General features: G+C 36.4%; 10 protein-coding genes. 8 read left to right on the top strand and 2 right to left on the bottom strand.

Annotated features, from left to right (window positions below):
* The first annotated feature begins 183 nt into the window (after positions 1-183).
* The 6 genes from arsR to V7164_RS08535 all read left to right on the top strand — a co-directional run bounded on the left by arsR (position 184) and on the right by V7164_RS08535 (position 5,103).
* Positions 184-489, top strand: coding sequence for an arsenical resistance operon transcriptional regulator ArsR (gene arsR, locus V7164_RS08565; protein WP_335347855.1), 306 nt, complete (start codon positions 184-186; stop codon positions 487-489).
* Between the two features lie 58 nt (positions 490-547).
* On the top strand, positions 548-982 hold the full coding sequence (locus V7164_RS08560) for an ArsI/CadI family heavy metal resistance metalloenzyme (protein ID WP_335347854.1): 435 nt from the start codon (positions 548-550) through the stop codon (positions 980-982).
* Between the two features lie 45 nt (positions 983-1,027).
* Positions 1,028-2,323 (top strand): arsenic transporter, encoded by a 1,296-nt coding sequence (locus V7164_RS08555; RefSeq protein WP_335347853.1) that lies wholly within the window; start codon positions 1,028-1,030, stop codon positions 2,321-2,323.
* 15 nt (positions 2,324-2,338) lie between these two features.
* Positions 2,339-2,740 (top strand): arsenate reductase (thioredoxin), encoded by a 402-nt coding sequence (gene arsC / locus V7164_RS08550; protein WP_335347852.1) that lies wholly within the window; start codon positions 2,339-2,341, stop codon positions 2,738-2,740.
* Positions 2,741-3,052: 312 nt separating this feature from the next.
* Positions 3,053-3,544 (top strand): GNAT family N-acetyltransferase, encoded by a 492-nt coding sequence (locus tag V7164_RS08545; RefSeq protein WP_335353888.1) that lies wholly within the window; start codon positions 3,053-3,055, stop codon positions 3,542-3,544.
* Positions 3,545-3,762: 218 nt separating this feature from the next.
* Complete coding sequence (locus V7164_RS08535) at positions 3,763-5,103, top strand: MFS transporter (protein WP_335353887.1); 1,341 nt, start codon at positions 3,763-3,765, stop codon at positions 5,101-5,103.
* A gap of 327 nt (positions 5,104-5,430) precedes the next feature.
* Here the strand turns inward: V7164_RS08535 and V7164_RS08530 are convergent, their stop codons facing one another.
* Positions 5,431-6,330: a LysR family transcriptional regulator gene (locus tag V7164_RS08530; protein ID WP_335353886.1), complete on the bottom strand. Its 900-nt coding sequence runs from the start codon at positions 6,328-6,330 to the stop codon at positions 5,431-5,433.
* A 288-nt stretch (positions 6,331-6,618) separates the two neighbouring features.
* Here V7164_RS08530 and V7164_RS08525 point away from each other — a divergent pair, with 288 nt between their 5' ends.
* Both V7164_RS08525 and V7164_RS08520 read left to right on the top strand, forming a co-directional pair.
* Entirely contained in the window at positions 6,619-7,926 is a 1,308-nt protein-coding gene (locus V7164_RS08525) for a purine/pyrimidine permease (RefSeq protein ID WP_335353885.1), read from the top strand.
* A gap of 187 nt (positions 7,927-8,113) precedes the next feature.
* Positions 8,114-8,824, top strand: coding sequence for an ankyrin repeat domain-containing protein (locus tag V7164_RS08520; protein ID WP_335353884.1), 711 nt, complete (start codon positions 8,114-8,116; stop codon positions 8,822-8,824).
* A gap of 524 nt (positions 8,825-9,348) precedes the next feature.
* Here V7164_RS08520 and V7164_RS08515 read toward each other — a convergent pair.
* Positions 9,349-10,233: a LysR family transcriptional regulator gene (locus V7164_RS08515; RefSeq protein WP_335353883.1), complete on the bottom strand. Its 885-nt coding sequence runs from the start codon at positions 10,231-10,233 to the stop codon at positions 9,349-9,351.
* Positions 10,234-10,262: the final 29 nt, after the last annotated feature.

The raw sequence follows: 10,262 nt of genomic DNA, 5'->3' as shown, positions 1-10,262 counted from the left end.
ATATTAATACTGGGAAATCCGGCTTTAACATAGTAAATCGCTTTTTCCAGACGTATCTCCCTGGCACTTGTATAATAAATCAAAAAAAATTGATTTATTATTTGTATATACAGAATCACTTTGTATATACTTACTTTAAATATCAAAAAAAATTGATGAAAGGAGAAAATGTATATGACTTTAATGATAAATCAATTTGAGCAATATGAAAAAAAATTTAAAGCCTTAGCCGATCAGAAACGATTAGAAATCATGTATGAACTTTGTCAAAAAGGACAAACATGTGTATGTGATTTAACAGAAACTTTCGGGATGACCCAATCAAAACTTTCTTATCACCTGAAAATTTTATTAGATGCAAACCTAATAAGAAAGGAAACAAAGGGCACATGGAGTTTTTATGATTTAAATGATGATGAAGTAAACAATTTATTATCTGAGGAACTTTGTTGTGTATTTAGAAAAACTGGAAAAGGAAGCTGCTGCTAATTTTTTGTGCTATACATCAATTTTTTTTGATCTATTAAAAATTAGGAGGAATAAATTTATGAAATATGTTCACGTTGGAATTAACGTTACGCATTTAGAGAAATCCATTGAGTTTTATCAAAAGGTATTCGGAGTAGAACCTGTTAAAGTAAAGGCTGATTATGCGAAATTCTTACTAGAGAGTCCAGGACTAAATTTTACACTAAATGTTCGGGATGAAGTGAACGGGAATCAGGTAAACCATTTCGGTTTTCAGGTTGAAACAAGTGAAGAAATTACAGCTCATAAGGAAAGACTTGAAAAAGAAGGTTTTTTCGCACGTGATGAGATGGATACAACGTGTTGTTATGCCGTACAAGATAAATTTTGGGTAACCGATCCAGACGGAAATGAGTGGGAGTTTTTCTTTACAAGAGCTGATAGTGATGTCCATAAAATAGAATTTGCTTGTTGTGTGGTTCCTAAAAGAGAAACAAGTAGCTCTTGCTGCTAATAAGAGAAAGTGTGTACACCGTGCGAGTGATGGAGGTTAAATTTAGTGATTACAGCAATAGTAGCAACAATAATTTTTTTAGCAACACTTATTCTCGTTATCTGGCAGCCAAAAGGATTAAATATTGGTTGGAGTGCATGTGGCGGGGCAATTATAGCTTTATTATTAGGTGTAGTTGGGTTTAATGATGTACTTGAAGTTATCGGAATTACATGGAATGCGACATTATCATTTGTAGCAATCATTCTTATTTCACTAATTTTAGACGAGATTGGGTTATTTGAATGGGCAGCACTACATATGGCCAGAGTTGCAAAAGGAAATGGAATTAAAATGTTTATCTATATTAGCATTTTAGGAGCTATCGTTGCTGCACTTTTTGCAAATGATGGAGCTGCCTTAATTTTGACACCAATTGTTTTAGCGATGGTTCGTAATTTGGAATTTAAAGAAAAGATGATCTTTCCATTTATTATGGCGAGTGGATTTATTGCAGATACGACTTCCCTTCCATTTGTGGTAAGTAACTTAGTCAACATTGTATCGGCTGATTTCTTTAACATTGGATTTGTAGAGTATGCTTCAAGAATGATTATTCCTAACCTTTTCTCAATAGTAGCAACGATTACTGTCTTATTAATTTATTTTAGAAACAGTATTCCAAATACGTATGATTTATCTAAATTAAGAAAACCTGTTGAAGCCATTAAGGACTATAAAATGTTTCGACTGTCTTGGTATGTCCTTGGGATATTGCTGATTGGTTACTTTTCTAGCGAATACACTCAAATCCCTGTGTCACTTGTTGCAGGGTGCATTGCAATCTTCTTTTTATTGATGGCAAGAAGAAGTAATGCGGTTAATACAAAAACAGTTGTAAAAGGTGCTCCCTGGGCAATTGTCTTTTTCTCAATAGGGATGTATGTGATCGTATACGGTTTAGGAAATGCTTGGCTAACTGAATCGTTAGCTAGTGTCATTCAAGCAACTGCTGAGCAAGGTTTATTTGTTGCAACGATAGGTATGGGCTTTATAGCGGCTTTCTTATCATCTTTGATGAATAATATGCCAACTGTCATGATCGATGCATTAGCGATTGCCGAAACAAATACTTCCGGCACAATCCGAGAGGCTCTTATTTATGCCAATGTGATCGGTTCCGACTTAGGTCCGAAAATTACCCCAATCGGCTCATTAGCAACCTTAGTATGGCTCCACGTTTTATCTCAAAAAGGAGTTAAGATCTCATGGGGAACCTATTTTAAAACAGGGATTATCTTAACAATTCCTATTCTATTTATCACTTTACTAGGTCTGTATGCAGCATTATTACTTTACTAAAAGGGGAATTAGATCATGTCTAAAAAAACTATTTATTTTTTGTGTACAGGAAACTCTTGCCGCAGCCAAATGGCTGAAGGTTGGGCAAAGAAATATTTAGGTGAAGAGTGGAAGGTATACAGTGCTGGAATAGAAGCACATGGCTTAAACCCGAATGCTATAAAGACCATGCAGGAAGCTGGTGTTGATATTTCCAGTCAAACATCAAATACTATTGATCCTGAAATCTTAAATAATGCTGATTTAGTGGTTACATTATGTGGAGATGCTGCTGATAAATGTCCAATTACACCGCCACATGTGAAGCGTGAACACTGGGGATTTGATGATCCGGCCGGAAAAGTGTGGTCTGAATTTCAGCGTGTTCGTGACGAAATTGGTGAACGGATTAAGCAATTTAGTGAAACAGGGAAATAAGAAACATCTTGTACAAATCAGTAACAAACTATAAGGGCCTATCTTAAACAAGATACTTCTACAATCGGGCGGTTCTACAGCAAGAATTACGCTCCTTCTTTATGTTAAGCCCCAGATTGTTGAACAATACTTAGATATCAAGGTTAAATTTTAGAAGATATTGTGAAATTTTGTACTTAATGCAACGTAGCCGGTTTAAGAAGAAATTTTCAATGGATCTAAAAAGAGATGAGGTTAATTAAGACCAGATAGAGAATAAAGTAGAAATACTAAAGATTTATATATAATGAATAGTAAAGGGGTATAGACAAGATGATTACTTTAAGAAATGTTCAAATGACAGATTTAGAACAGCTGCTATTTATTGAGAAAGAAGGCTTTTCAGAAGAAGAAGCTGCTACAAAAGAAGCATTTATAGAAAGAATTCAGTTGATAGCTGATACCTTTATTGTGGCAGAAAAGAAAGGGGAAATACTTGGTTATATTAATGGCCCTATTATTAATCAACCTTACATAACGGATAATCTTTTTAAAGAAATCAAAGAGAGTCCGAAAAGAGGAGGATATCAGAGTGTTTTAGGGTTAGCGGTATCCAAACAGGCTAGAAATCAAGGAATTGCAAAGATTTTAATTGAGAAAATGGAAGAGCTTGTAGAAGAAAATGAAAGAGAAGGAATCACATTAACATGTAAACAAGAATTAGTTTCTTTTTATGAAAAATTTGGATTTGTTGACCATGGTATGTCTGAATCAAACCATGGTGGAGTAAGATGGTATAACATGGTCAAATTAAGAGAAGGGTGAATCGATTTTTTGTTACGAGCGGGCTGTAAGGTTTTCTGTCTATGCACCAGAGACACTCGAAGAGCTTGAACAAGGATTGATCACTCTTAATCGTTTATTAAACAATCTAACCTAAAATTGTTCGCCATACATTTATTATATTGTATGGTTTTTTTGTACGTGTTAAGATATTTGAAATCTATGGAAATTAATTAGCATTCTAGAAAGGTGGTAAGAATGTGTTTAAAGATAGCCTAAAAAAGTTAGATGTTCAATCCGCTTCATTACAAGCCTACATTAGTTCTTCAGAAAAACAAAAACAGCTATATAAGAGAACATTAATGGTTGTTGTCTTATCCCAAATTTTTGGAGGAGCAGGACTTGCAGCAGGAATAACAGTGGGGGCACTTCTAGCCCGAGACATGTTAGGTACAGATAGTGTAACTGGAATTCCGACGGCGTTATTTACTTTAGGTTCAGCGGGGGCTGCACTACTTGTGGGACGACTTTCTCAAGCGTATGGACGTCGTACTGGACTTGCGGCAGGATTTTTGGCTGGGGGCATCGGAGCCATTGGAGTAATCATTTCAGCAGTAACAAATAGCATTGTACTTTTATTTGTTTCACTGGTTATCTATGGGGCTGGGTCAGCTACGAACTTACAAGCACGCTACGCAGGAACTGACTTGGCAAACCGGGCACAAAGGGCAAAGGCAATTAGTATAGCTATGGTATCCACCACATTCGGTGCTGTTGCAGGACCAAACCTGGTGGATGTAATGGGTGAGTTTGCGATATTCATAGGAATTCCGGCTTTAGCTGGTCCATTTATATTAGCTGCGGCAGCTTATATACTTGCTGGTTTGGTTCTCTTAGTTTTACTTAGGCCAGACCCATTCATTGTTGCAAAAGCAATATCAGATGCTCAAAGATCAACCGGTAATTTACCTTTAGAGGAAAATTCTAATTTATCCTTGATAAACAGGCGGCGAGGCATTTTTGCTGGTGCTTCAGTAATGGTTTTAACTCAATTTGTTATGACTGCAATTATGACGATGACACCTATTCATATGGGACACCATGGACATGGTTTGAATGCAGTAGGGCTTGTCATTGGATTTCATATAGGGGCTATGTTTTTGCCTTCTTTAGTAACTGGAATTCTTGTTGATAAAATTGGCCGTACAACAATGGCCATTGCTTCTGCCGTTACGCTACTTATTTCTGGCATTCTAGCAGCTATGGGACCTGCTGATTCGATGATAATACTTATTGCAGCACTTGTTTTACTTGGACTTGGCTGGAATTTTGGTTTAATTAGTGGTACAGCAATCCTTGTAGATGCAACTCCGCCATCAACTCGGGCTAAGACGCAGGGTTCTGTAGATGTTGGGATTGCTTTGTCAGGGGCAATAGGAGGAGGCTTATCTGGAATCGTTGTAGCACATTCTAGTTATGCAACCCTTTCAATTGCTGGCGCTGTGCTTTCATTAGTTCTTATTCCCATAGTTATTTGGACCAAAAGCAAAGAGAGTAGTGTCGAACAAATAGAAGTGACTGAAAATTCTAGATCTTATTAGAGTAAGGGTAGCCTATTAAACTTTTAATATAATTGTTGAACGTTACAAAAAATAAAAAAAGAGTTGTCCTCTAATTAATCTAAAGGAATGTCTCGATTTCGGAGACATTCCTTTTTGTTTAACCAATAATAAATAATTCCTTCTAGAAGAACATGTTTTTCATTCTCATGACATGAAGTAAAAATAAATGATGTAATACAGATAGAAACATTTTACGAGTTAAGTTAATAAATTCATCTAAAGGTGGTGTCATCCATAGTCTTTCGAAAAGGCATGGCCTTTTTTATGGGCCATTTGAGAGACTGGGATTTTAAATACTTTTAATCCTTAAGACTGTACATCCGTGTTTTGCTGTAGGTAATCGGTTAATAGGTTTGTAAAGTTTTGAGCGGTTTTTGATAGATAATGATTTTTCAGCCATATTAAGCCCGTAGATGCAGATAGCTCTGTATCTTTAATTTTGAAAGCTTGGATATTGTAGTTTTTGTATTGTTTAATGACGGTTTCCGGAACAATAGCTTGTCCAAAATTACAAGCGACTAAATCTAATAAAAGGGAGATGTCAGAGCACTCTGAAATAATGTTCGGATGCAGTTGAGCTTTCGAAAATGCTTCTAAAATCATATAATGAACTCCCAGTCCTTCTGTACTCGGTAAAATTAGAGGGCGATTTTGAATGTCAGCAAGTATAACCTGATGATTAAAAGGTTCGTTTTTATTTGAAGTAATGAAGTAAAAAGGTTCTGTATGAAGATGGATAGCTGAAAAATCATCTAAGTCGAGCGGTAAACGTATAATCGCCAGCTCTACAATTCGGTCTCTCACCAGTTGACAAAGATGAACTGACTCATTTTGATGAATTTTATAAGTAACTTTAGGATATTTTTTGTGGAATTGGTGAAGTAACTCTGGTAATTCGACTACCGAAAAAGTATTGACACCAATCGTCAATCTTCCACTTACCCCGTTTCCGACTTCCTTTACTTCCATTCTAGCTTCTTCCATTAACTGAGTCATTTGTAGCGCATACTTATATAATGATTTTCCGGCTTCCGTCACTTCTAAAAATCTCCCATTTCTCTCTATTAATTTCGTTCCCAATTCATCTTCCATTGTTTTCAGCTGCTGACTTAGCGGAGGCTGGGAGATATGAAGTCTTTGAGCGGCAGCGGAAATTTTTCTTTCTTCTACAATAGCTATGAAATATCGCAGTTGTCTAATATCCATCAGTGGAAAAACATCCTTCCTATATGAAAAACTTAAGTAAAATTAATTTTTTTTATATTTTTCATATACTTCATTCTAAGATATCATGATTCTAGATAAAATGAAATTTCTCGAAACGGCTTTAACAGCGATGATTTTCCAAGATTTTCCAAATGTTGGCAAGAACATCGAGATACTTAAATAAAAGCTTTTCTTGTTGGAGCCCCTTATTTTTCAGCCATGTAGAACTCATTTCTATTATCACTTGGAAGTCTCAACAATAAACATCATGTATAAGGGTGAGGTAATATGAAGCAACTACGTTTTTACAGCGGTTTAAGCATATTTCAATGGTTTTTTTTCTTGCTGGCCACTTCCATTGCATTACCGATCGTAATCGGAGGAGTATTTCATTTAACGATAGAGGAAATCTCCGAATTGATGCAACGAACTTTTTTTGTGGTGGGCATAAGCTCTTTTATACAAGGATGGCTCGGACATCGATATCCGATCGCCGACGGTCCTGCAGGTTCATGGGTCAGTGTATTTGTTATTTTAGCGGGTATGGCGACTCAGCAGGGGGAAAGTACGACAGAAACATTACAACTTTTAGAAGGTGGCTTGCTAGTTACGGGATTTTTACTATTTATTCTCGGTATAACTGGCCTGGTTAATCGGCTGATGTTTTTGTTCACTCCTTTAGTTACTGGTTCTTTTCTTTTGATTCTGACTCTTCAACTAAGTGGTGTATTTTTAGAGGGAATGCTCGGAATACAAGAACAGTTCAACCTGGATTATGGAATAGCAGCGATTTCATTTGGCGTATTTGTTTTAGTGATTGTGCTATCAATTAAAGGAAAAGGATGGATGAAAAGTTACTCCGTGCTGTTAGGAATTTTAATTGGGTGGTTACTATATTTCTTATTGGGAAAAACCCCTAATACGATTTCCACACAGGCTTCCTTTATTAAATTACCAGAAATTTTTGCATGGGGGACTCCGCAGTTAAATACTGGAATGGTGATAACCTCCATTATCTTTACGTTTATTGTAGTCTCTAATACAATAGCGGCCGTTACGGCTGTAAAACAAGCAATTCCGGAATCAGGGGAATCCGAAAAACAAACCATTAACCGCGCCAGTTGGGCAGGCGGTATTACACATGTTCTTTCATCTCTTTTTTCTACGATTGGAATTGTGCCATTGCCAGTATCGGCAGGCTTTATCCGATTAACCGGGCAAAAACGAATGATGCCTTTCTTGGTAGCAAGTTTAGCCTTATCAGGTATAGCCTGTGTTCCGGCGATCGTAGACTTCTTAGCCATGCTTCCCGCCCCTATTGCTTGTGCCGTAAGTTTAGCATCCTTTGTCCAAATGATCGGGATTTCGTTTCAGTCCCTTTTGAAAGACGAATTAGATCAACGCCGGTTAACTATATTAGGAATCACATTGCTAATCAGTTTTGGAATAATGTATCTTCCTAAAGGAATATTTCAGAGTCTTCCTACGATTCTCCAATATTTTTTAAGCAATGGTCTCATTGTTGGTACGATCATCGTAATTGTGCTAGAACAGCTATGGAAATCAAAAAACATTAGTGAAAAAAGTCATATTTAATATTTACTTTTCAAGGAGTGTTTTTAAATGAGTCACGAAAAATTCATGAAATTTGCAATCGAGTTTTTGTTCTTTGGAAATAAATAAATAGCATTTTAACGGAACATGTTCTCCAAGAGAAAGAATATAATTTCACTCCTCAGGTAAAAAGAAGGGAGCAACAATATTAGAATAGAGGCGTATATTTATGTGGAAGTGGATGATCGCATTTATAGGATGTATTCTCTTGCTGCAAGGTTGTATGTCTAACAATAGCGGAGAACCGAAAAAACAAGAAAAGGAGAAAGAAATCATGAGCGAAGGATTAAATAAAGAGTTGCTTCAAGCAGCAGAACAAGGAAAGGCAGTCGCCATAAGCAGACTCATTAAGGAAGGTGCGAATATCAACGCGCAAGACTCAAAAGGACGGACTGCCACTATGATTGCAACCTATAACAATGATGTAGAAACCGCAAAAGTATTGATTAAGGCGGGTGCAGATGTGAATATCCAGGATGATATGAAAAACAATCCCTTCCTGTATGCTGGAGCAGAAGGGTATATAGATATTCTAAAACTTACGATTGAAGCAGGGGCCGATCCGGCGATTACAAACCGGTATGGGGGAACTGCTTTAATCCCTGCCTCAGAACATGGATTTGTGGATGTAATCAAAGAACTTCTTACCCATACGGATATTGATGTGAATCATGTCAATAATCTTGGTTGGACAGCTTTATTAGAAGCAATTATTTTAAATGATGGAGACGAAAAGCAGCAGCAAACGGTGCAATTGCTGATAGAAAATGGGGCGGATGTGAACATTCCAGATAATAATAAGGTGACTCCTTTACAACATGCACGTGAGAAAGGCTTTAAAGAGATTGAAAAAATTTTGTTAAAAGCAGGGGCAAAATAATAGAACCTATTATTTTTGCTAAACCCAAATAATAGCTTTTTTTAAACCCTTATCTGTTCACATTATGGAAAGATGCAGTAAGGGATTATTCCTCAACAGTCAGGCGCGTTCTTGAATAAAGCTCTCAGATTTAAACGACTTTTATTGTTTTACTTTTAAGTGCAATGAAGTACACCTTTCACAGGCTTTTCCCTCTTGAAAAGTCCGTCCAGCATCACTGGTTGGACTTTTCACAGGCTTTTCCCTCTTGAAAAGTCCGTCCAGTATCACTACACCAAAAATTAAACAACTTTATTTTTACCCCGTCCTCATATTTGACAGAACTATATGTGTTTTTGTATTAATATTAAATAACTTTATTGTCACATTACAATTTTGTTTTTTAAAGCAGGTTGCACTCTAGATCAATCTGAAGGAATGTCTCAATTTTAGAGACATTCCTTTTTTTCTAACCAATAATATTTAATTCCTTCTTGAAGAACATGTTTATTAATTCTCATGACATGAAGTAAAAATAATTAATGTTATACAGACAGAAACATCTTACGAGTTAAGTTAATAAATTCATCTAAAGGTGGTGTCATCCATTTATCCTTATGCCAAGCAATTTGAGTATAAAGCGGTGATGAAGAAGCATTCCACGGTAATTCCTTTAATCGTCCCTCTTCAAGTTCTTTTTTTACAACCATCTCAGGCAGTAATGCCACGCCCAATCCTGCAATTACACATTGTTTGATGGCCTCTATACTGGCAAATTCTATTTTATCTAACGGGTAGATTCCAAGAGAATTTAGGGATTCTTCGAACATATTCCTATATGAACAACCAGCTTCTGTGAGTAATAGCGTTTCATGCTTCAGATCATCTATTGAAAAAGCTGATTTAGGTTGGTTTGGTGTGATAACTAGTTTTAACTCCTCTTTGATAAGCTGCTCCACTCTTAACGATCCTTCAGGCTTCCTTTTATCCATAATAAAAGCAACATCTAATAATCCCTCCATAAGGTGCTTTCTCGCTATTTCGTCAGAATGTGCAGGTTTAAATACTAGTTTAACTTTTGGAAATGCAGCCTTGAATTCTTTAAGAATTGGAGGTAATCGATAGGTACACTGACTCTCCTGAGCCCCAATTGTTAGAATGCCAGATAGTTCTTCTTCTCCGTTTGCAGCCGTAATCGCTTCTTCACTTAAACGAATCATTTTTTCAGCATATGTTTTAAATTGATATCCGGCATCTGTTAAAATTAATCTTTTTCCTAAACGCTCAAATAAGGGTTTGCCAATCTCATCCTCAAGGGCTTTGATTTGAGCCGTTACACTTGATTGTGCAAAATTCAATATTTTTGCCGTTTGGGTAAAGTTCAAATTTTCTGCGGCGATCTTAAAAGTAATCAGCTGTTTAATTTCCAATTCGCTCACCTCCTCTTAATCGTAATTAT

It is taken from the genome of Bacillus sp. JJ1474 (genome assembly GCF_036965225.1).
Lineage (GTDB): Bacteria > Bacillota > Bacilli > Bacillales > Cytobacillaceae > Cytobacillus.
The sequence above is the reverse complement of the archived record's forward strand: the minus strand, read 5'-3'. Positions and strand labels throughout refer to the sequence as shown.

Excerpts from the sequence above, each read along its gene's own strand:
- V7164_RS08530 (WP_335353886.1), bottom strand. The coding sequence starts at position 6,330 with ATGGATATTAGACAACTGCGATATTTCATAGCTATTGTAGAAGAAAGA.
- V7164_RS08525 (WP_335353885.1), top strand. The coding sequence starts at position 6,619 with ATGAAGCAACTACGTTTTTACAGCGGTTTAAGCATATTTCAATGGTTT.
- arsC (WP_335347852.1), top strand. The coding sequence starts at position 2,339 with ATGTCTAAAAAAACTATTTATTTTTTGTGTACAGGAAACTCTTGCCGC.
- arsR (WP_335347855.1), top strand. The coding sequence starts at position 184 with ATGATAAATCAATTTGAGCAATATGAAAAAAAATTTAAAGCCTTAGCC.
- V7164_RS08545 (WP_335353888.1), top strand. The coding sequence starts at position 3,053 with ATGATTACTTTAAGAAATGTTCAAATGACAGATTTAGAACAGCTGCTA.
- V7164_RS08560 (WP_335347854.1), top strand. The coding sequence starts at position 548 with ATGAAATATGTTCACGTTGGAATTAACGTTACGCATTTAGAGAAATCC.
- V7164_RS08520 (WP_335353884.1), top strand. The coding sequence starts at position 8,114 with ATGTGGAAGTGGATGATCGCATTTATAGGATGTATTCTCTTGCTGCAA.